21 protein-coding genes and 1 pseudogene are annotated in these 19852 nt (G+C 76.7%); 16 read left to right on the top strand and 6 right to left on the bottom strand.

Features of this window, described 5'->3' with window-relative positions:
- The first annotated feature begins 95 nt into the window (after window positions 1-95).
- The 6 genes from rplU to WA616_RS07640 all read left to right on the top strand — a co-directional run bounded on the left by rplU (window position 96) and on the right by WA616_RS07640 (window position 4706).
- Window positions 96-407 (top strand): 50S ribosomal protein L21, encoded by a 312-nt coding sequence (rplU, locus tag WA616_RS07665; RefSeq protein ID WP_073419147.1) that lies wholly within the window; start codon window positions 96-98, stop codon window positions 405-407.
- A gap of 7 nt (window positions 408-414) precedes the next feature.
- Window positions 415-672 carry a 50S ribosomal protein L27 gene (gene rpmA, locus WA616_RS07660; RefSeq protein ID WP_073419148.1) on the top strand — a complete coding sequence of 86 codons (258 nt, stop codon included), beginning with the start codon at window positions 415-417 and terminating at the stop codon, window positions 670-672.
- Window positions 673-774: 102 nt separating this feature from the next.
- Complete coding sequence (gene obgE, locus WA616_RS07655) at window positions 775-2289, top strand: GTPase ObgE (protein WP_336028705.1); 1515 nt, start codon at window positions 775-777, stop codon at window positions 2287-2289.
- Entirely contained in the window at window positions 2286-3422 is a 1137-nt protein-coding gene (gene proB / locus WA616_RS07650) for a glutamate 5-kinase (RefSeq protein ID WP_336028703.1), read from the top strand. Before obgE ends, proB begins: the two co-directional genes overlap by 4 nt.
- Window positions 3419-3901 carry a peptide deformylase gene (gene def, locus WA616_RS07645; protein WP_073419151.1) on the top strand — a complete coding sequence of 161 codons (483 nt, stop codon included), beginning with the start codon at window positions 3419-3421 and terminating at the stop codon, window positions 3899-3901. Before proB ends, def begins: the two co-directional genes overlap by 4 nt.
- Window positions 3902-3923: 22 nt before the next feature.
- The gene (locus WA616_RS07640) at window positions 3924-4706 is read left to right on the top strand and encodes an isocitrate lyase/PEP mutase family protein (RefSeq protein ID WP_336028701.1); all 783 of its coding nucleotides are present in this window, start codon (window positions 3924-3926) and stop codon (window positions 4704-4706) included.
- Between the two features lie 41 nt (window positions 4707-4747).
- Here the strand turns inward: WA616_RS07640 and WA616_RS07635 are convergent, their stop codons facing one another.
- Both WA616_RS07635 and WA616_RS07630 read right to left on the bottom strand, forming a co-directional pair.
- On the bottom strand, window positions 4748-5053 hold the full coding sequence (locus WA616_RS07635) for a hypothetical protein (protein ID WP_336028699.1): 306 nt from the start codon (window positions 5051-5053) through the stop codon (window positions 4748-4750).
- On the bottom strand, window positions 5050-5706 hold the full coding sequence (locus WA616_RS07630; protein ID WP_336028698.1) for a maleylpyruvate isomerase family mycothiol-dependent enzyme: 657 nt from the start codon (window positions 5704-5706) through the stop codon (window positions 5050-5052). The genes WA616_RS07635 and WA616_RS07630 overlap by 4 nt, the downstream gene beginning before the upstream one ends.
- Before the next feature lie 72 nt (window positions 5707-5778).
- On the opposite strand from WA616_RS07630, the gene WA616_RS07625 reads away from it, so the two are divergent.
- Complete coding sequence (locus WA616_RS07625) at window positions 5779-6219, top strand: MarR family winged helix-turn-helix transcriptional regulator (RefSeq protein ID WP_336028696.1); 441 nt, start codon at window positions 5779-5781, stop codon at window positions 6217-6219.
- Here the strand turns inward: WA616_RS07625 and WA616_RS07620 are convergent.
- The 4 genes from WA616_RS07620 to WA616_RS07605 are packed head-to-tail and all read right to left on the bottom strand — an operon-like array spanning window position 6210 to window position 9457.
- Entirely contained in the window at window positions 6210-6629 is a 420-nt protein-coding gene (locus tag WA616_RS07620; RefSeq protein ID WP_336028695.1) for a Fur family transcriptional regulator, read from the bottom strand. The two genes, WA616_RS07625 and WA616_RS07620, sit on opposite strands and share 10 nt — an antisense overlap.
- Entirely contained in the window at window positions 6626-7690 is a 1065-nt protein-coding gene (locus tag WA616_RS07615; protein WP_336028693.1) for a metal ABC transporter permease, read from the bottom strand. Before WA616_RS07615 ends, WA616_RS07620 begins: the two co-directional genes overlap by 4 nt.
- A 1-nt stretch (window position 7691) precedes the next feature.
- Entirely contained in the window at window positions 7692-8498 is an 807-nt protein-coding gene (locus tag WA616_RS07610) for a metal ABC transporter ATP-binding protein (protein ID WP_336028692.1), read from the bottom strand.
- On the bottom strand, window positions 8495-9457 hold the full coding sequence (locus WA616_RS07605) for a metal ABC transporter substrate-binding protein (protein ID WP_336028691.1): 963 nt from the start codon (window positions 9455-9457) through the stop codon (window positions 8495-8497). The genes WA616_RS07610 and WA616_RS07605 overlap by 4 nt, the downstream gene beginning before the upstream one ends.
- A gap of 63 nt (window positions 9458-9520) precedes the next feature.
- On the opposite strand from WA616_RS07605, the gene WA616_RS07600 reads away from it, so the two are divergent.
- From WA616_RS07600 to WA616_RS07560, 9 genes and pseudogenes are all read left to right on the top strand, one after another.
- Window positions 9521-10774, top strand: coding sequence for a glutamate-5-semialdehyde dehydrogenase (locus WA616_RS07600; RefSeq protein WP_336028689.1), 1254 nt, complete (start codon window positions 9521-9523; stop codon window positions 10772-10774).
- Between the two features lie 26 nt (window positions 10775-10800).
- Window positions 10801-11688, top strand: a complete 888-nt coding sequence (locus WA616_RS07595; RefSeq protein WP_336028688.1) for an AAA family ATPase — start codon at window positions 10801-10803, stop codon at window positions 11686-11688.
- A complete protein-coding gene (locus WA616_RS07590) occupies window positions 11688-13154 on the top strand; it encodes a vWA domain-containing protein (protein ID WP_336028686.1) in 1467 nt (488 codons plus the stop codon). The genes WA616_RS07595 and WA616_RS07590 overlap by 1 nt, the downstream gene beginning before the upstream one ends.
- A 335-nt stretch (window positions 13155-13489) precedes the next feature.
- Window positions 13490-14173, top strand: coding sequence for a nicotinate-nucleotide adenylyltransferase (gene nadD, locus WA616_RS07585; protein ID WP_336028685.1), 684 nt, complete (start codon window positions 13490-13492; stop codon window positions 14171-14173).
- Complete coding sequence (gene rsfS / locus WA616_RS07580; protein WP_336028683.1) at window positions 14170-14799, top strand: ribosome silencing factor; 630 nt, start codon at window positions 14170-14172, stop codon at window positions 14797-14799. Before nadD ends, rsfS begins: the two co-directional genes overlap by 4 nt.
- A 16-nt stretch (window positions 14800-14815) precedes the next feature.
- Entirely contained in the window at window positions 14816-15550 is a 735-nt protein-coding gene (locus tag WA616_RS07575) for a histidine phosphatase family protein (RefSeq protein ID WP_336028681.1), read from the top strand.
- A 71-nt stretch (window positions 15551-15621) separates the two neighbouring features.
- On the top strand, window positions 15622-16530 hold the full coding sequence (locus WA616_RS07570) for a DegV family protein (protein WP_336028680.1): 909 nt from the start codon (window positions 15622-15624) through the stop codon (window positions 16528-16530).
- A 134-nt stretch (window positions 16531-16664) separates the two neighbouring features.
- Complete coding sequence (locus tag WA616_RS07565; protein WP_336028679.1) at window positions 16665-17552, top strand: ComEA family DNA-binding protein; 888 nt, start codon at window positions 16665-16667, stop codon at window positions 17550-17552.
- Window positions 17549-19654 (top strand): annotated as a pseudogene (locus WA616_RS07560) (ComEC/Rec2 family competence protein); the annotation flags it as partial. The gene WA616_RS07565 and the pseudogene WA616_RS07560, both read left to right, overlap by 4 nt.
- Between the last annotated feature and the right edge of the window lie 198 nt (window positions 19655-19852).

The raw sequence follows: 19852 nt of genomic DNA, 5'->3' as shown, positions 1-19852 counted from the left end.
AGGAGGCGGTGCGGCCCGTCCAGCACCCGGTGCCCGCGCCGGGGTGCGCCCAGGACGCATCGCGGGACAGACAGCAGCGATCGAGGAGTTCAGTGGTGTACGCAGTCGTGAAGGCCGGTGGCCGGCAGCACAAGGTGGCCGTGGGCGACCGGTTCACGGTCAACCGTCTCGCGGGTGAGGCGGGCGACTCCGTCACCCTCCCGGCCCTGCTCCTGGTCGACGGCGACACCGTCACCAGCGACGCGCAGGCGCTGGCCGGCGTGACCGTGACCGGCGAGATCGTCGGGCACGGCAAGGGCCCGAAGATCCGCATCCACAAGTTCAAGAACAAGACGGGCTACCACAAGCGTCAGGGCCACCGTCAGCCGCTGACCGACGTGGTCGTCCGCGACATCACGAAGGGCTGACGACGACATGGCACACAAGAAGGGCGCCTCGTCCTCCCGCAACGGCCGCGACTCGAACGCCCAGCGCCTCGGCGTGAAGCGCTTCGGCGGCCAGGTCGTCAAGGCCGGCGAGATCATCGTGCGCCAGCGTGGCACCCACTTCCACCCGGGTCTCGGCGTCGGCCGTGGCGGCGACGACACGCTGTTCGCCCTGACCCCGGGCGCGGTCACCTTCGGCACCAGCCGTGGCCGCAAGACCGTCTCGATCACGACGGTCGACGCCTGAGCCGCAGGCTCGGGACCAGATCTCCGTACCGCCACGAGCGCACGGGCCGGCCGGCCCGTGCGCTCGTCGGCGTTGAGCAGGCAGTGAGCAGGTAGAGCAGAGATGGCCGCGTTCGTCGACCGCGTGATCGTGCACGTCGCCGCGGGCAACGGGGGTCACGGCGTCGCGTCCGTGCACCGCGAGAAGTACAAGCCCCTCGGCGGCCCCGACGGGGGCAACGGGGGCAACGGCGGCGACGTCGTCCTGGAGGTGGACCCCAACGTCCACACCCTCCTGGACTTCCACCACCGCCCGCACCAGAAGGCCGGCAACGGCCGCCCCGGCGCCGGCAGCCACCGGCACGGCGCCAACGGCGAGGAGCGCGTGTTGCGCGTCCCCGAGGGCACCGTGGTCAGCGTCGGCGGCGAGGTGGTCGCCGACCTGGTGGGCGCCGGCACCCGCGTCGTGCTGGCGCAGGGCGGCAAGGGCGGCCTGGGCAACGCGGCGCTGGCCAACCCCCGCCGCAAGGCGCCGGGCTTCGCCCTGCTCGGCGAGCCGGGCGAGGCCTTCGACGCCGTGCTGGAGCTCAAGAGCGTCGCCGACGTCGGGCTGGTCGGCTTCCCCTCGGCCGGCAAGTCCTCGCTGATCGCCGCCATGTCCGCGGCGCGGCCGAAGATCGCCGACTACCCGTTCACCACGCTGGTGCCCAACCTCGGCGTCGTGCGGGCGGGCGACACCGTCTTCACGATGGCCGACGTCCCCGGGCTGATCCCCGGCGCGGCCACCGGCAAGGGCCTCGGCCTGCAGTTCCTCCGGCACGTCGAGCGCTGCGCGGTGCTGGTGCACGTGGTCGACATGGCCACCCTCGAGCCCGGCCGCGACCCCGAGACCGACATCGACGCGCTCACCCAGGAGCTCGCGGAGTACGGCGGCGACGAGCTGGACCTCGTCGGCCGGCTGCGGGTCGCCGTCCTCAACAAGATCGACGTCCCCGACGGGCGGGAGCTGGTCGACCTGGTGCGCCCGGCGCTGGAGGCGCGCGGGCTGCGGGTCTTCCCGGTCAGCGCCGCGACGGGTGAGGGCCTCGACGCGCTCGGCTACGCCTTGGCCGCCGCCGTCGAGGAGTACCGGGCCGCGCTGCCGGCGCCGGAGCCCGCGCGGGTGACGATCACGCCGCGCGCCGTCGACGACTCCGGCTTCACCGTCGAGCGCGACCCCGACGACGAGACGACCTTCGTCGTCCGCGGCGCCAAGCCCGAGCGCTGGGTGCGCCAGACCGACTTCACCAACGACGAGGCCGTGGGCTACCTCGCCGACCGGCTCAACCGGCTCGGCGTGGAGGAGCGGCTCACGAAGCTCGGCGCGCGGGAGGGTGACACGGTCGTCGTCGGCGACGTCGCCTTCGACTTCGATCCCGAGCTGCCCGCCGGCACCCCGCTCGCGGAGGAGACCGCCGGCCTCGGCGGGCGCGGCACCGACAGCCGGATCGACGCGCCGCACCGCGTGCGCGCCGCCGAGCGGCTGGCGGCCAAGAAGGCCCGCCGGGTGCCCTACGAGGTCACCGACACCTGGACCGACGAGGAGCTGCCCGGCGAGGAGCTGCCCGCCGACGACCCGACCGGCGAGGACGACGCGTGACCGCCCGCCCGGGGATCGCCGGGGCGGGCCGGGTCGTCGTCAAGGTCGGCTCCTCCTCGCTCACCACGCTGCCCGGCGGGCTCGACCCGGCCCGGCTGACCGCGCTGGTCGACGTCCTCGCCGCCGTGCGAGCGCAGGGCCGCGAGGTCGTGCTCGTGTCCTCCGGCGCGATCGCCGCGGGCCTCGCGCCGCTCGGCGTGGAGGGCCGCCCGCGCGACCTCGCGACCGCCCAGGCGGCGGCCAGCGTCGGGCAGCTGCGGCTGGTGCAGACCTACGCCGACGCCTTCGACCGGCACGGCATCACCGTCGGCCAGGTGCTGCTGACCGCCGACGACCTCACCCGGCGCGGCCACTACCGCAACGCCCGCCAGACGCTCGAGCGGCTGCTCACCCTCGGCGCGCTGCCGATCGTCAACGAGAACGACACGGTCGCCACGGAGGAGATCCGCTTCGGCGACAACGACCGCCTCGCCGCGCTCGTCGCGCACGTGGCCGCCGCGGACGCGCTGGTGCTGCTCTCCGACGTCGACGGCGTCTACGACGGCGACCCGCGCACCGGCCCCGCACAGCTGGTCGACCGGGTGACCGGCCCGGCCGACCTCGCCGCGGTCACCCTCGGCACCGCCCGCCGCAACGGCGTGGGCACCGGCGGCATGGCGACCAAGGTGGAGGCCGCGTTCATCGCGTCGGGCGCCGGCGTGCCCGTCGTCGTCACCTCCACGCCGCAGGCCGCCGCCGCGCTGGCGGGGGAGCGGGTGGGCACGCTGTTCGAGCCCTCGGGCCGCCGCCCGTCGGGCCGCCAGTTCTGGCTGCGCTACGCCAGCCGCCCCCGCGGGCGCCTGGTGCTCGACGACGGCGCGGTGCGCGCGGTGCGCGAGCGGTCGGCGTCGCTGCTGGCCGCCGGGATCACCGGGGTGGACGGCGACTTCCTCGCCGACGACCCGGTGGAGCTGGTCGGCCCCGACGGCGCCGTCGTCGCCCGCGGGCTGGTCGCCTACGACGCCCGCGAGCTGCCCGGCCTGCTCGGCCGGCGCACGCCCGACCTCGACCCGGAGTACCGCCGCGAGGTGGTGCACCGCGACGAGATGGTGCTGGTCGGGCGCCCGCGGGCGGCTGGGAGACTGCCCGGGTGACGATCCGCCCCATCCGCGAGCTCGGTGACCCCGTGCTCCGCACCCCCGCCGACGAGGTGCGGGCCTTCGACCGGGAACTGGCCGCCCTGGTCCGCGACCTCGAGCAGACCGTCGACCACCCCGGCCGCGCCGGGCTGGCCGCGCCGCAGATCGGCGTGAGCGCGCGGGTGTTCAGCTACAACGTCGACGGCGAGATCGGCCACCTGGTCAACCCGCGGGTCGTCGAGCTGTCGGAGGAGACCCAGGACGGCGACGAGGGCTGCCTGTCGATCCCCGGCATCTGGGCGCCCACGGTGCGGGCGATGCACGCCGTCGTCGAGGGGTTCGACGTGCACGGTGAGCCGCTGCGGCTGTCCGGCTCGGGCCTCATGGCGCGCTGCCTGCAGCACGAGGTCGACCACCTCGACGGGAAGGTGTTCCTCGACCGGCTCACCGGGGACGCCCGCAAGGCGGCCCTGCGGGCGCTGCGCGACCGTTGACGCGCCCGTAGGTTCGGGACCCGTGACCGACCTCGCGACCCGCGCCCGCACCCTCCTCGACCTGCACACCGCCCCGGAGATCCTGGTCCTCACCAACGTGTGGGACGTCGTCTCCGCGCAGGTGGTCGCCGCCACCGAGGGGGTGCGCGCCCTCGCCACCGCCAGCCACGGGATCGCCGCGACCTTCGGCTACGAGGACGGCGAGAACATCCCGCTCGACCTCCACCTGGACATGGTCGGCCGGATCACCGCCGCCGTCGACCTGCCGGTGAGCATGGACATGGAGGCCGGCTACGGCGACGCCGGCGAGACCGCGCGGCGAGCCATCGAGAAGGGCGTCGTCGGGGGCAACCTCGAGGACCAGATGAAGCCGCTCGACGACGCCGTGGCCGCCGTCGAGGCCGTGGTCCGGGCCGGGCGCGACGCCGGCATCGACTTCGTGCTCAACGCCCGCACCGACGTGTTCGTGCGGGCGGCCCAGGGGGCCGACCGCGGCGAGCTGGTGGCCGAGGCGATCCGCCGCGGGAAGGCGTTCCTCGAGGCCGGCGCGCCGGTGGTCTTCGTGCCGCGCCTGGTCGACCGCGACGAGATCGCGCAGGTGGTCGAGGGCCTCGGCCGCAACAAGCTGACGCTGATCAGCCCGCCCGGCGCCGCGCTGCCGGCCCGCGAGATGCAGGAGCTCGGCGTCGCCCGGGTCTCCACCGGCCCGTTCACCCAGCGCGTGGCGCTCACGGCGCTGCAGGACGCGGTCGTCGACATGGTCGGCGGCGGCGTCCTGCCGCCCGGCACCCGTGCCTTGAACTGACCCGCCCGGCGCCGGCCCCGCGGGGCCGGCGCCGGCCCCCCTCAGACGGCGACGCCGGTCCGCGGGAGCACCAGGCCGCGGACCTCGAACTCGGTCACGGTCGGAGGCGGGAGCTCCCGGCCGCCCAGGACCTCCGCGGACACCGGCCCGACCACCTCCCGGATCCCGCGCTCGTAGGCCTCGCGCGACTCCCACACGTCGATCACCTGGAAGCCGTCCGCGGTCGCGCGGGCCACGTGCACCAGCAGGCCCTCGGTCGCCGGGTCCATCCGCGCGAGCATCGCCGCGTGAACCGCGTCGTAGGTCTCGACCGGTGCGGACACGTCCGTGATCACACCCAGGGTCATGTCGCCCTCCTCGGCTCCTCCCGGCGGCCCTGCGCCGCCGGCAGTCTCTGCAGGCCCTCCCCGGAGAGCCGGTGCACCGTCGCGGTGCGCCCCGTGACCAGCAGCAGCAGGTCCCCGGTCGTGCCCTCGACCGAGGCGCCCTCGCCCAGCACGAGGTCGCTGTCGGTGGCCCGCAGCCGCAGGCCGGCCAGCCGCTTCCGCACGCCGAACGGGAAGCTCATCGCCCAGGCGCGCCGCGCCGACACGGCCGCGGCGGCCGGCGGGACCGGCCGGGTGCGCCCGAGGGGCAGCGCGATGTCCTGGCCGTGCACCAGGACGTCGGTGAGCGGCTCGACGGGGGAGACGAACGGCGCCCGCCGCCGGGAGCCGACCATGGCGCGGATCCGGCGGCCGTACTCCGCGTCGGGCAGTGGTCCCAGGCGGAGCGCGGTGTCGCGGATGATCCGGTTGAAGTTGCCCCCCGCGCGGACGGCGGCGACCGTCGCGGGCCACGGCCCCATCTGCGCCAGCGTGAGGTGCGCGGCGACGTCGCGGACCCGCCAGCCTGCGCACAGCGAGGGCGTCTCCCACTCGGCCGGGGAGAGCTCGTCGAGCAGGTCGGCGAGGCCCGCCCGCTCGGAGTCGATCATGCGCCAGACGTCGTCGGTGTCCATGGCGGTCTCCGCTGGGTTGGTACGATGTCCTGACCATCTAGTCAGAAGATCTGACCATCGTCAAGGGGTCCCGTGACCGAGCCTGACCGCCAGAACCTGGGCCTGCTCTGCTTCTACCCGCACCGGGCCATGGAGGCCCGGCTGCTCGCCGCGATGGCGGAGAAGGGGTTCGACGACATCACCGCCGCCCAGGGGCGCATCGCCGCGCGGATCGGCCCGCAGGGGACGCGGCTGACCGACCTGGCCGAGCAGGCGCTGGTGACCAAGCAGACGGCGGGCCACCTCGTCGACCAGCTCGAACGCGCCGGCTACGTGCGGCGCGTGCCCGACCCGACCGACGCCCGCGCCCGGCTGGTGCAGATCGCCGAGCGCGGCTGGGCCGTCATCGCGCTGGCCCGTGAGGTGGAGGCGCGGGTGGAGGCCGAGTGGACCGCCCACCTCGGGGAGGAGACGACGGCACAGCTGCGCGCGGCCCTCACCCGGCTGCGCGAGGTGACCGACCCCTACCGCTGAGCGGCGTGGCAGGCGGCGCAGGTGCCGAAGACCTCGACCTGGTGGGACACGTCGGTGAACCCGTGCTCGGCGGCCACGCGGGCGGCCCAGCGCTCCACCGGCGCGTCGGCGACCTCGACCGTCGTCCCGCACGAGCGGCAGACCAGGTGGTGGTGGTGCACCGGCGAGCAGCGCCGGTAGGACGCCTCGCCGTCGTCGTTGCGGAGCACGTCGAGCAGGCCGTCGTCGACCAGGGCCTGTAGCGCGCGGTAGACGGTGGCCAGGCCCACGGCGTCGCCGCGCTCGCGGAGCAGGGCGTGCAGGTCCTGGGCGCTGCGGAAGCCGTCCTGCTGCTCGAGCAGCGCGAGCACCGCCGTCCGCTGGCGGGTCTGCCGGCGGGCGGGCGCCTCGGTCGTCTCCGGGCCGCTCACGCGCGCTCCGTCCTCCCCGCCGGGGGCGTCCCGACCGGGTCGCCCGTGTGCTCGTCCGTGTGCTCGTCCGTGTGCTCGTCCGTGTGCTCGTCGTAGTGCACGCCGCTGCCCGTCCGGTGCGGCGCGTGCAGGTGGCCGTCGTGGTCGTAGTCCACGTGGTCGCCGTGCGGCACCGCCCGGTGCCCGCAGCCGGTGCCGTGCTCGTGCGGGTGGGCGGCGTGGACGACGACCCTACGCCCGTGCCGCCGCCGCGCCGTCGCGTCGCGGAGGGCGACGGCGGCCGTGACGGCCAGGAACAGCGCGATCGCCAGCAGCACGATGGTGCCGCCCGAGGGGGTGCCCGTGTAGTACGAGCCGGCGGTGCCGGAGACGCTGACGACGACGCCGATCGCGCACGCCAGGTACAGCGTGGTGCGGAAGCTGCGACCCACCAGCTGGGCCACGGCGCTCGGCAGGATCATCAGCGCGCTGATGAGCAGCAGGCCCACCACCCGCATCGACAGCACGACCGTCGAGGCCACGAGCGCCGCGAGCACGGTGTTCAGCGGCAGTACCGGCAGCCCGACGGCGCGGGCGTACTCCTCGTCGTCGCTCACCGCGTACAGCCGCTGCCCGAGCAGCCAGACCACGCCCAGCACGACGACGGTGATCACGCCGAACACCGCGACGTCGGCGGCCGTCGTCGTGGTGATCGCGCCGAACAGGTAGGCGTCGAGGTTGGTGGCCTGCCCGCGCGGCGCGAGCGACAGCAGCACGACACCGCCGGCGATGCCGCCGTAGAACAGGACGGCGAGGGCGACGTCGCCGCTGGTGCGCCCGCGCGCACGGACCAGCTCGATGAGCACGGCGCCGAGGACGGCGGCCACCAGGGCGGTGCCCACCGGGGCGCTGGAGGTGAGCACGCCGACGCCGACGCCGGTGAGCGCGACGTGGCCGAGGCCGTCGCCGAGCAGCGACAGCCGCCGCTGGACGAGGAAGACGCCGACCGCGGGCGCGACCAGGCCGACCATCAGCGAGGCGAGCAGCGCCCGCTGCATGAAGCCGTACTCGAGCAGTTCCACGTCAGCGGCTCCCGTCGCGCACCCGGACGGCGTCGGGCGCCGGGCGCGGCTGGTCGAGCGAGTAGCCGCGGGCAGGCCGCTCATCAGCCTCCGCGGGGTGGTGGCAGTCGGGCCCGGCCGGGGCGCCCGCGCCGGCCAGCGGCCCGTCGTAGGTCAGCAGCCCCGAGTCGACGACGACCGCGCGGGTGAGCACCCCCGCCAGCGGGCCGGTCTCGTGGGTCACGACCACCAGTGTCGTGCCGCCCGCGGACACCCGGGCGAGCACGCCGGCCAGCGCCGCCTGGCTGGCCGCGTCCACGCCGGCGGTCGGCTCGTCCATGATCAGCAGCTCGGGCTCGGCGGCCAGCGCCCGGGCCACGAGCACACGCCGCTGCTGACCGCCGGAGAGGGAGGCCACCGGGTCCTCGAGCCGGTCGGCCAGGCCCACGGCGGCCACGGCCTCGGCGACGGCGGCGCGGTCGCGCGGACCGGGCCGGCGGAACAGCCCCAGGCGGGGCAGCCGGCCGACGGTGACGACCTCGCGGACGGTCGCCGGCATGGCGCCGCTGACCGTGTGGCGCTGCGGCACGTACCCGACCCGGCCGCGCTCGCGCAGTCGGCCGACCGGGGCGCCGAGCACCTCCACGGTGCCGCCGAGCACCGTGGCCAGGCCCAGCACCCCGCGGGAGAGCGTGGTCTTGCCCGACCCGTTGGAGCCGAGCACCGCGACGGCCTCGCCGCGCCGCACGGTCAGGTCGGCGTCACGGACGATCGCGACGTCGCCGTACCCGATGGTGGCGCCGGCGAGGCGTAGCGCGGGGTCGCTCATGCGCAGCCCTGTCCCTCCTGCAGCGTGGCCAGGTCGGCGCGCATGACCTCGAGGTAGTCCGACCCGGCCGACTCGTCGGTGAGGCCCTCGAGCGGGTCGAGCACGGCGGTCTGCACGCCGGCCTCCTGCGCGACGGTCTCGGCGACGGCGGGGTCGACGAGGGTCTCGGTGTAGACGGTGGTCACGCCGGTCTCCCGCACCAGGGTGGAGATCTCGGCGAGCTGCCCGGGGCTGGGCTCCGTCGAGGGGCTCAGGCCGCTGATGCCGACCACCTCCAGACCGTACCGGTCGGCGAGGTAGCCGAAGGCGTCGTGGGAGGTGACGAGCGTGCTCACCGCGCAGTCGGCCAGGCCCTCCTGCATCTCGGCGTCGAGGGCCTCGAGGTCGGTGCGCAGCGCGGCGGCGTTCTCCTCGTAGGTGGCGGCGCCGTCGGGGTCGGTCTCGGCGAGCCGCTCGGCCAGCGCGTCGCCGACGTCGGCCAGCCGCGTCGGGTCGAGCCAGAAGTGCGGGTCGGTGACCTCCTCGCCGCCCTCCTCCTCGGCGTGCTCGGCGTGCTCCTCCTCGCTCTCGCCCTCGTGTGAGTGCTCCTCGGTCGTCAGCGAGAGGTCGGCCGCCTGGCCGGCGTCCCAGGTGTTGTCGCCGGCCTCGGCCGCGGCGTCGTCGAGCGCCGGCTGGAAGCCCTGGAGGTAGACGACGAGGTCGGCCTCGGTGAGGGAGGCGACGTCGCGCGGGGTGAGCTCGAGGTCGTGCGGCTCGGCGCCCGGCGGGGTGAGCGAGGTGACGTCGACCCGGTCGCCGCCGACCCGCTCGGCGGCCCACTGCAGCGGGTAGAAGGCCGCCACGACGCCGACGCCGTCCGACGCCGCGGCCGCGTCGTCGCCGGACCCGCAGGCGGTCAGCAGGAGGGCGGTGGCCGAGGCGGCGGTCGCGGCGAGCACGCGCGTCGAGGTCGTGGGCATGAGAACCATTCTCACACATCGGCGACACGCCCGGCCGGGAGGGGCGCCGGGTAGCGTGAGGGCGTGTCCGACGCCGCCGAGCTGCCGCTGATCGGGGCCGCCGTCACGCGCGCCCGCGCCGCCTCCCGGGTGCTGCGCACCCTGCCGACCGACGTCAAGGACGCCGCGCTGTCCGCGATGGCCGACGCGCTGGTCGAGCGCACCGACGAGGTGCTCGCCGCCAACGCGCGCGACGTCGAGGCCGCGGCCGCCGACGGCACCCCGGCGTCGGTGCTCGACCGGCTGCGCCTCGACGCCGGCCGGGTCGCCGGGGTGGCCGCGGCGCTGCGCGAGCTGGTCGCGCTGCCCGACCCGGTGGGCGACGTCGTCCGCGGGTCCCGGCTGCCCAACGGGCTCGAGCTGCGCCAGGTCCGGGTGCCCTTCGGCGTGATCGGGATCGTCTACGAGGCGCGGCCCAACGTGACCGTCGACGCCGCGGGCCTGTGCCTGAAGAGCGGCAACGCGGCGCTGCTGCGCGGCTCGGCGTCGGCGTTCGGCACGAACACCGCGCTGGTCGCCGTCCTGTCCGAGGCCGGGCAGAAGGCCGGGCTGCCGGAGGGCGCCGTCGAGCTGCTGCCCGCCGACCGCGCCTCCGTGGGCGAGCTGCTCTCCGCGCGCGGACTGGTCGACCTCGTCATCCCGCGCGGCGGGGCCTCGCTCATCCAGCGGGTGGTCCGCGAGGCGCAGGTGCCGGTCATCGAGACCGGCGTCGGCAACTGCCACGTCTACGTCGACGCCTCCGCCGACGCCGCCATGGCCGAGGCCGTGGTGCTCAACTCCAAGACGCACCGGGTCAGCGTGTGCAACTCCGCGGAGACGCTGCTCGTGCACCGCGACGCACCGGTCCTGCCGCGGCTGCTCACCGCGCTCGCCGACGCCGGCGTGACGCTGCACGGCGACGCCGCCGCCCGCGCCGCGCACGACGCCGTCGTCCCGGCCACCGACGAGGACTGGGCCACCGAGTACCTGTCGATGGACATGGCCGTGCGGGTGGTCGACGACCTGCCGCAGGCCCTCGACCACATCGCGCGGTGGGGGAGCGGGCACAGCGAGGCCATCGTCGCCGACTCCGCGGCCGCCATCGCCGCGTTCACCGCCGGGGTCGACGCGGCCGCCGTCCTGGTCAACGCCTCCACCCGGTTCACCGACGGCGGCGAGTTCGGGTTCGGCGCCGAGATCGGCATCTCCACCCAGAAGCTGCACGCGCGCGGGCCGCTGGGCCTGCCCGAGCTGACCAGCACCACCTACGTCGTCACCGGGAACGGCCACACGCGCTGACCCCGGCCTCCCCCTCGAGGAGTCCCATGCCCCGCCCGCCGACGCAACTGCCGCAGTTCTCCTCCGTCAGCGACGTCGAGAAGCGGCTGTCCACGGCGGGGTACCTGCCCGACGAGCGGATCGCGACGACGGTCTTCCTCGCCGACCGGCTGGGCAAGCCGCTGCTCGTCGAGGGACCGGCCGGCACCGGCAAGACCGAGCTCGCCAAGGCGCTGGCGGCGGCGACGAGCGCGGAGCTGATCCGGCTGCAGTGCTACGAGGGGCTCGACGAGGCGCGGGCGCTGTACGAGTGGAACTACAAGAAGCAGCTGCTGCGCATCCAGGCGGCGCAGGGCGACGGCGGCGCGGACTGGGACACCGTCCACGACGACATCTTCGGCGAGGAGTTCCTGCTGTCGCGGCCGCTGCTCACCGCGATCCGGCGCACCGAGCCCACCGTGCTGCTCATCGACGAGACCGACAAGGCCGACGTCGAGGTCGAGGGCCTGCTGCTCGAGGTGCTCAGCGACTTCCAGGTGACCATCCCCGAGCTCGGCACGGTCGCCGCCACCCGCCGGCCCACGGTGGTCCTCACCTCCAACGCCACGCGCGAGCTGTCCGAGGCGCTCAAGCGGCGCTGTCTGTACCTGTCGCTGGACTACCCGTCGGCCGAGCGGGAGCGGGAGATCGTGCTCTCCCGGGTGCCCGACCTCGCGCCGGCGCTGGCCGAGCAGCTCGTGCGCACCATCCGGGCGCTGCGGGCGATGGAGCTGAAGAAGTCGCCGTCGATCTCCGAGACCCTCGACTGGGCGCAGACGCTGCTGGAGCTGGGCCTGGACACCCTCGACGAGACGGCGGTGCGCGCGACGCTCGGCGTGGTGCTCAAGCACGCCAGCGACCAGGACCGGGCCGCCGCCGAGCTGCGGCTCAACTGATGAGCGCGCCGGCGGCTCCCGGCCCGGTCGCCGCGGGCGGTCTGGCCGGGCATCTCGACGGGTTCGTGCGCGCGGTGCGCGAGGCCGGTATCCCGGTCGGGATCAGCCAGGCCGTCGACGCCGCCGAGATCCTCACCGTCGTCGACCTGCTCGAGCGCGAGCAGCTGCGGCACGGCCTGGCGGCGGTGCTGCTGCAGCGGGCGTCGCAGCGGCCGGCCTACGACGTGCTGTTCGACCTGTGGTGGCCGCTGTCCGACCGCCCCGCGTCCGGCCCCGACGCCGACGGGGACCCCGACAGCGGGGATGCGGACGAGGACGCCGACGACGGCGCGACGCTCGACCTGCCCGACGGGCACGGCGACGGCGACGAGCGCGACCTCGCCGAGCGGATGCGCGCCGAACTCGCCCGCCTGCTCGCCGACGGCGACGACGAGGCGCTGCGCCGCTTCGCCCGGAGGGCCGTGGAGCAGCTCGGCCGGGCGCCGGCGTCGCCGTCGGGGCAGTCGTTCTTCGGCTACCGGGTGATGCGGGCGCTCTCGCCCGACACCCTGGTCGCCCAGCTGCTCGCCGGGCTCCTCGGGGACGGCGGCCGTGGCGGCCTGGCCGAGCAGGTGGCGCGGCAGACGGTGCGCGAGCGGCTGGCCGCGTTCCGGGCGGCCGTGGACGCCGAGGTGCGGCGGCGGGCGGCGGCCGAGCGCGGCCGGGACCGCGTGGCGAAGAGCGCGGTGCGGCCGCTGGCCGAGCAGGTCGACTTCCTGCGCGCGCAGCAGGCCGACCTCGCCGAGCTGCGGCGGGCGGTGGCGCCGCTGGCCCGCCGGCTGGCGGTGCGGCTGTCGGCGCGGCGGCGGATGGGCCGCGAGGGCCGGCTGGACTTCCGCAAGACCGTGCGCGCCTCGCTCGGTACCGGCGGCGTCCCGGTGGTCACCCACCACCGGCCGCGCAAGGTGCACAAGCCGGAGCTGGTCGTGCTGTGCGACGTCAGCGGCTCGGTGGCCGGGTTCAGCCACTTCACGCTGATGCTCACCCAGGCGCTGCGCGAGCACTTCTCCGGCGTGCGGGCGTTCGCGTTCGTCGACGCCACCGACGAGGTGACCCGCTTCTTCCGGCCCGGCGCCGACGTCACCCAGGCGATCGCCCGGATCGGCCGGGAGGCCGACGTGGTGGCCTTCGACGGGCACAGCGACTACGGCAACGCCCTCGAGGTGTTCGCCGACCGCTGGCCGACCGCGGTCGGGCCGAAGACGTCGCTGCTCGTGCTCGGCGACGGGCGGACCAACTACCGCCAGCCGGGGCTGCCGGTGCTCGCCGACCTGGTGCGCCGTGCCCGCTCGGCGCACTGGCTCAACCCGGAGCCGCGGCGGCTGTGGGGGAGCGGCGACTCGGCGGCCGACCGCTACGGCGAGGTCATCGACATGGTCGAGTGCCGCAACGCCACCCAGTTGGCCGACTTCGTGACCACCCTCTGACCCGTGACCGCCGCGGTGCGCTCCGTGGCGGCACGCGTGCCCGACACGCCCGGGACGGTGGATCCGCGCCGCAGCCGTAACCGGATCACGCTCGTTCCGTTGGTCAGCGCGGTGCCGGGTCCGGTCCGGCGCCACCCCGGCTCCTCCGCCCCGGCGGCGGAGCCCGGGGGAGCGACCGACGGCACGGGGGTGCCGGTCGTGACCGGACCCCGGTCCCGGCGGCCGGGTGCGGCGACGACCGCGCCCGGCCGTCCGGACCGGGCGCCGTCCACCGCCCGTTCCACCGGGGCCGGACCGGTCCGGCCCGCATCGCCCCGCCCGGCTAGGCTCGATCGGTGGCTGGGACGCGGATCGGCGTGATGGGTGGGACGTTCGACCCCGTCCACCACGGCCACCTGGTCGCCGCCAGCGAGGTCGCCGGTCTGTTCGGTCTCGACGAGGTCGTCTTCGTGCCGACCGGCCAGCCCTGGCAGAAGACCGAGCGGGAGGTCAGCCCCGCCGAGGACCGCTACCTCATGACCGTCATCGCCACCGCCTCGAACCCGCGGTTCTCCGTCAGCCGGGTCGACGTCGACCGCGAGGGGCCGACGTACACGATCGACACCCTCTCCGACCTGCACGCCCAGCGCCCCGACGCCGAGCTGTTCTTCATCACCGGCGCCGACGCGCTCGCCCAGATCCTCAGCTGGCGCGACAGCGACCGCTTCCTCCGGCTGGCGCACTTCGTCGGCGTCACCCGCCCCGGGTACGCGCTCGCCGACGGCCACCTGCCCGAGGGCGCGGTGAGCCTGGTCGAGATCCCGGCCCTGGCCATCAGCTCCACCGACTGCCGCGACCGCGTCGCCCGCGGGATGCCGGTCTGGTACCTCGTGCCCGACGGGGTCGTCCAGTACATCGAGAAGCGTGGGCTGTACCGGAGCGGGCAGACCGCCCGGCGCCCCGGCGCCCCGCGCACCGGCCGGCCCGCCGCCGGCCCCGCCGACCCACCCACCGAACACCTCCGGGAGATGCCCCGATGACCGCCTCCGCCGAGGCGCGGGAGACCGCACTGCTCGCGGCCCAGGCCGCCGCCGACAAGCTCGCCACCGACGTCTCGATCGTCGACGTCAGCGACCGGCTCGCCATCACCGACGCCTTCGTGCTCGCCTCCGCGCCCAGCGAGCGCCAGGTGCAGTCGATCGTCGACGAGGTCGAGGAGCGGCTGCGCCGCCACGGCGTGAAGCCGGTGCGCCGCGAGGGCGTCGCCGAGGCGCGCTGGGTGCTGCTGGACTTCGTCGACGTCGTCGTGCACGTCCAGCACACCGAGGAGCGGGCCTACTACGCGCTCGAGCGCCTGTGGAAGGACTGCCCGACGATCCCCTTCGTCGACCGGGCGCTGCCCGCCGACGGCGCTACCGGCCCGGCCGGAGACCGCGCCGTCGCTGACGGTGCGGTCTCCGGCGGCGTGGTCTCCGGGGACGACGTCGACCCGGCCGGCGCCTCGCCCGTGCTGCTCGCGCCCGACCCGGACGCCGAGCAGGCCGACGCGGGCGGCGCGACCGACGAGGACCTGCTCGACGACGACCTGCTCGAGGCCGACCCGCTGCTCGACGGGGGGACCGGCGGGGACGGCGCGACCGGTGAGCCGGGGGCGTCCGGCCGCTGACGGCCGCACACCCCCGATGAGCCTGCCCGAGCTGCCGCCCCTGCCCGTCCCACGCCTGCTCGTCTGGCGGCACGGCCGGACGGAGTGGAACGCCACCGGCCGCTTCCAGGGCCAGATGGACCCGCCGCTCGACGCCGAGGGCCGCGCCCAGGCCGCCCGCACGGCGCCGCACCTCGCGGCGGGCGGACTGCGCACCGGGTCGTCCGTCGTCGTCTCCAGCGACCTCGTGCGTGCCGCCGACACCGCGCTGGCCCTCACCGACCTCCTCGGTGTGGACCTGCGGATCGACGAGCGGCTGCGCGAGCACGGGCTCGGCTGCTGGGAGGGCCTGACCCGTGGCGAGGTCGAGCAGCGGTATCCCGAGCAGTTCGCCGACTGGCTCGCCGGCCGGCCGGTGCACGGCCGCGGCGGCGAGGAGAACGCGGCGGTCGTCGCCCGGGCGCTGGCCGCGCTCGTGGACCTCCCGCCCGTCGACGTCGCCGTCGTCGTCACCCACGGCGGCACGGCCGGGCGGCTGATCGAGGCGCTGCTGGGCCTGGGCCCCGAGCACCGGCGGGTGTTCGGCCCGCTGTCGAACTGCGGCTGGAGCGAGGTCGTGCGGCAGGGCGACCGCTGGCGGCTGATGCGGCACAACAGCACGGTGGCCGCCGTCCCCGCGGCCGAGGGCGACGGCAGGGTCGCCCGGCCCGCCGACGGCGCCACCCCCGAGGCCGCCCCGCCGCCCGCCTCGGACGCCGACGCGCTGTCCTGAGGACACCCGCCGGACGCCCGCCGGCTCCCTCCGCGACACGCCACCGCCGGCGCGCGGTCTAGCCTCGCCTGGTGTCCGTCGCCGTGGTCACCGACTCCACGGCCTACCTGCCCCCGGACGTCGTCGCCCGGTACGGCATCGAGGTGGTGCCCTGCTACGTCGTCCTGGCCGGCCGGTCGGGGCGCGAGGGCGAGGAGATCACCCCGGAGGACGTCGCCCGGGCTCTGGGCACCCGCGGCCAGCGGGTCTCCACGTCGCGGCCCACGCCCGGCGACTTCGTCGCCGCCTACCGCCGACGGCTGGCCGAGGGCGCCGACCGCGTGGTGTCGGTCCACCTGTCCGCCGACCTCTCCGGCACCTGGGACGCGGCGCGACTGGCCGCCGGGCAGGTCGGCGAGCACGTGGTGACCGTCGTCGACACCCGCTCCACCGCCATGGGCACCGGCTTCGCCGTCCTCGCGGCCGCGCGGGCGGCCGCCGAGGGCGCCACCGCGCAGGAGGTGGCCGCGGTCGCCAACGGCACCGCCGCCCGCACCCGCACGCTGTTCGTCGTCGACACCCTCGAGCACCTGCGCCGCGGCGGCCGCATCGGGCCCGCCGCCTCGCTGCTCGGCACGGCGCTGTCCATCAAGCCGCTGCTGCACGTCGTCGACGGCACGGTGGTGCCGCTGGAGCGGGTCCGCACGACCGGGCGGGCGATGACCCGCCTCGTGCAGCGCGCCGTCGAGGCGGCCGGCGGGGCGGGCGCGTCGGTCGCCGTGCACCACCTGGCCGCGGCCGACCGCGCGGAGAAGCTCGCCGCGCAGCTGCGGGAGGCCCTCCCCGGGATCCGCGAGATGCACGTCAGCGAACTCGGCGCGGTGATCGGCGCGCACGTGGGCCCCGGCGCGGTGGGCGTCGTCGTGGCGCCGGCCGAGGTGGCGCCGGAGGAGCCGGAGGAGACTCCGGAGGGCACCGTGGAGGACCCCGGGGAGGGCTGAGCAGGAGGCGGGCACGGGCGCAGGCTGCACCCGGGTACCTCCCGGACGGCTCCGCGCGTCCACAGGCCCGCTCGCCGTCCACAGTCCTCCCGTGACCGGACCGGTGGCCGCGGCGGCTTCCTAGCGTCCGCCGCGTGCGCCTGACCTCCCGCCGCGACGACGACGCCGACGTCATCCGCGCCCGCCTGCGGGTGCTGCTGGCGGAGGGCCGGCGGTCGGGCTGGCTGCCCGAGGACGACCCCCCGGACCACGACGCCCCCAACGAGGACCGCTGGGGCGGGGAGCCGGAGGAGGACGCCGGACGGGCCGCCGGACGGGACGCTCCTGCCGCACCCGGCGACGACCTCTCCGACGGGCTCCCTCCCGGGCTCGGCCGCCACCGCGCGCCGGCGCGGACGGTCCGCGTCGACCCCGGCCGGCGGGGCAACCGGGCGCTGTGGGCCGCCGGGCTGATGGCCGCGCTGCTGCTCGCGGGCTGGACCTGGCTCGACCGGCCCGCCGTCGAGATGCCCCCGCCGGCTCCCGCCCCGGCCTCGGCGTCGCCACCGCCCGCCGACCCGCCGGGAGGGGAGGCCGCCGACGCCCAGCCCGCCGATGCGCAGCTCACCGTCGTCGTCTCGGTCGTGGGTCTCGTGGTGCGCCCCGGCCTGGTCACGCTGCCGCAGGGCTCGCGGGTCGCCGACGCGGTCGCCGCGGCGGGCGGCCTGCTGCCGGAGGCCGACCCCGCGTCGGTGAACCTCGCCGCGGTGGTCGCCGACGGCGAGCAGGTGGCCGTCGGCGTGCCCGGCGCCGCACCGGCGGCCGCGCCGGCCGGAGGTGCCGCGACCGCCGGGCCCGTCGACCTCAACACCGCCACCGTGGCCGACCTGGACGCGCTGCCGGGCATCGGCCCGGTCCTGGCGCAGCGGATCGTCGACCACCGGCAGAGCGCCGGCCGGTTCACCAGCGTCGAGCAGCTCGACGACGTCCCGGGCATCGGCCCGTCGATCTACGCCGACCTCGCCGACCGGGTGCGGGTGTGAGCCGCGCGCCGGAGGGCCGCTGGACGTGGGTGGACCTCCGGCTCGTGCCGGTGGCCGTCGCCGTGTGGGCCGTGACGCTGGCCGCCGGACCGCTGCCGCCGCTCGTCCCGGCGCTGGTTTCGGCCGGCGCGGTCCTCACCGCCGCCGTCCTGCTCCGCGCCCGCGATCGGCCGCGGGTCCTGGTGGCGCTGGCCGTCCTCGCCGCGGTGGCCACGACGGCCGGTGCAGCCGCGGTCCGGGGTGCCGCGCGGGCCACCTCGCCGCTCCTCGACGTCGCCGGCGCGGGCCCGGTGACGCTGGTCCTGGAGGTGGACGGCGACCCGCGGCTCGTGGGCGCGGCCGCCACGCCGCGGCTCGCGATCGACGCCACGGTCCTCGTCCTCGACCACGCGGGCGCCCGGGTGCACCTGACCGCGGACGTGGTCGTCTTCGCGCCGGTGGAGGGCTGGGCGGGCCTGCTGCCCGGCCAGCAGGTGCGCGCCCGCGCCGCGGTCACCGCCGCCGCACCGGCCGAGGGCGTGGTCGCCCGGTTGTCGGCGCGGGGCCCGCCGGAGGCCGTCGGTGCGGTGCCGGGGACCCAGGCACTGGCCGGCGGGCTGCGCGACGGCCTGGCCGCCTCGGCGGCGCGGGTGCTCGGCGATCCCGCGGCGGGGCTGCTGCCCGGCCTGGTCGTGGGGGACACGCGGGCGATGGACCCGGTCCTCGCGGAGGACTTCCGCCGCGCCGGCCTGTCCCACCTGACCGCGGTCTCCGGCGCGAACGTGGCGATCGTGCTGGCCGGCGTGCTGGCGCCGCTGCGCCGCCGCGCGGTCGACCGGCGCGTGCAGGCGGGAGTGGCGCTGGTCGCCCTCGCCGGCTTCGTCGTCCTGGCCCGGCCGAGCGCGAGCGTCGTCCGCGCCGCGGCGATGGGCGGGGTCGGGCTGCTGGCGCTCGCGTCGGGGCGGTCGCGGGTGGCGGTGCCCGCGCTGGCGGCCGCGGTGACCGTCCTGCTGCTCCTCGACCCCGGACTGGCCCGCGACGCCGGCTTCGCGCTGTCGGTGGGCGCCACCGCGGCCATCGTGCTGCTCGCGCCGGGCTGGTCCCGCCGGCTGCGCGACCGCGGCTGGCCGGGGCCGGTCGCCGACGCCGTCGCCGTCGCGGCGGCCGCGGGGCTGGCCACCGCACCGCTGGTCGCCGGCCTGTCGGGCCTGGTCAGCCCGGTCTCGCTGCCGGCCAACCTGCTCGCCGCGCCCGCGGTGCCGCCGGCCACCGTCCTCGGCCTGCTGGCGGCCCTGGCCGGCGCCGTCGTGTCGCCGCTGGGTGACGCGCTGACCTGGCTCGCCGGCTGGCCCGTGCGGTGGCTGGTCGCCGTGGCCCGGGTCGCGGCCGGCCTCCCCGACGGGGCGGTCGGCTGGCCCGCCGGTACCCGCGGCGCGCTGCTGCTCACCGTGCTGCTGCTCGCCGCCGGCCTGCTGATGTGGCGGTTCCGGCGGCTGCGCGCCCTGGCCCTCGCCGCCGCCGTGGGCCTGGTGCTGCTCGGCTGGCCGCTGCGGCAGGCGGCCGACGGCTGGCCGCCGGCCGACGCCGTCCTCGTCGCCTGCGACGTCGGCCAGGGCGACGGCCTGGTCGTGCCCACCGCGCCGGGGGAGGGCGTGCTCGTCGACTCCGGCCCCGAGGTCGGGCCGATCGACCGCTGCCTCGACCGGCTGGGCATCGACGCGCTGCCGCTGGTCCTGCTGTCCCACCTCGACGCCGACCACGCCGGCGGGCTGGCCGGCGCGCTCACGGGCCGGGAGGTCGGCACCGTCGCCACCGGCGCGCTGTCCCCGGCCGACGACCGCCTGCCCGCCCTCGACGCGCTCACCGCCCGGGCCGGCGCGCGCCGCGAGGTGCTCGCGCCCGGCGACGTGCGCACCGTGGGCGGCGCGACGCTGCAGGTCCTCGCCCCACCGTCGGAGGTCGCGACGGCGGCCGCCGAGCCCAACGACCTGTCGCTGGTCGTCCGGGTCACCGTCCGCGGCGTCCGGGTGCTGCTCACCGGCGACCTGAGCGCGGCGGCCGAGGCGCGGGTGCTCGCCCGCGGGGTCGACCTGCGCGCCGACGTCCTCAAGGTGCCGCACCACGGCAGCGCCGACGCCGACCCGGCGTTCCTCGCGGCGTCGGGCGCCCGGGTGGCACTGCTCAGCGTCGGCGCGGACAACACCTACGGGCACCCGGCGCCGCGGCTGCTGACGTGGCTGTCCCGCGCCGGCATGCAGGTGCACCGCACCGACCGGGAGGGCGACCTCGCGGTGGTCGGCTCGGCGGGGGAATGGGGCGTC

The sequence above is a fragment of the Geodermatophilus sp. FMUSA9-8 genome (assembly GCF_037034165.1).
Lineage (GTDB): Bacteria > Actinomycetota > Actinomycetes > Mycobacteriales > Geodermatophilaceae > Geodermatophilus > Geodermatophilus nigrescens.
The sequence above is the reverse complement of the archived record's forward strand: the minus strand, read 5'-3'. Positions and strand labels throughout refer to the sequence as shown.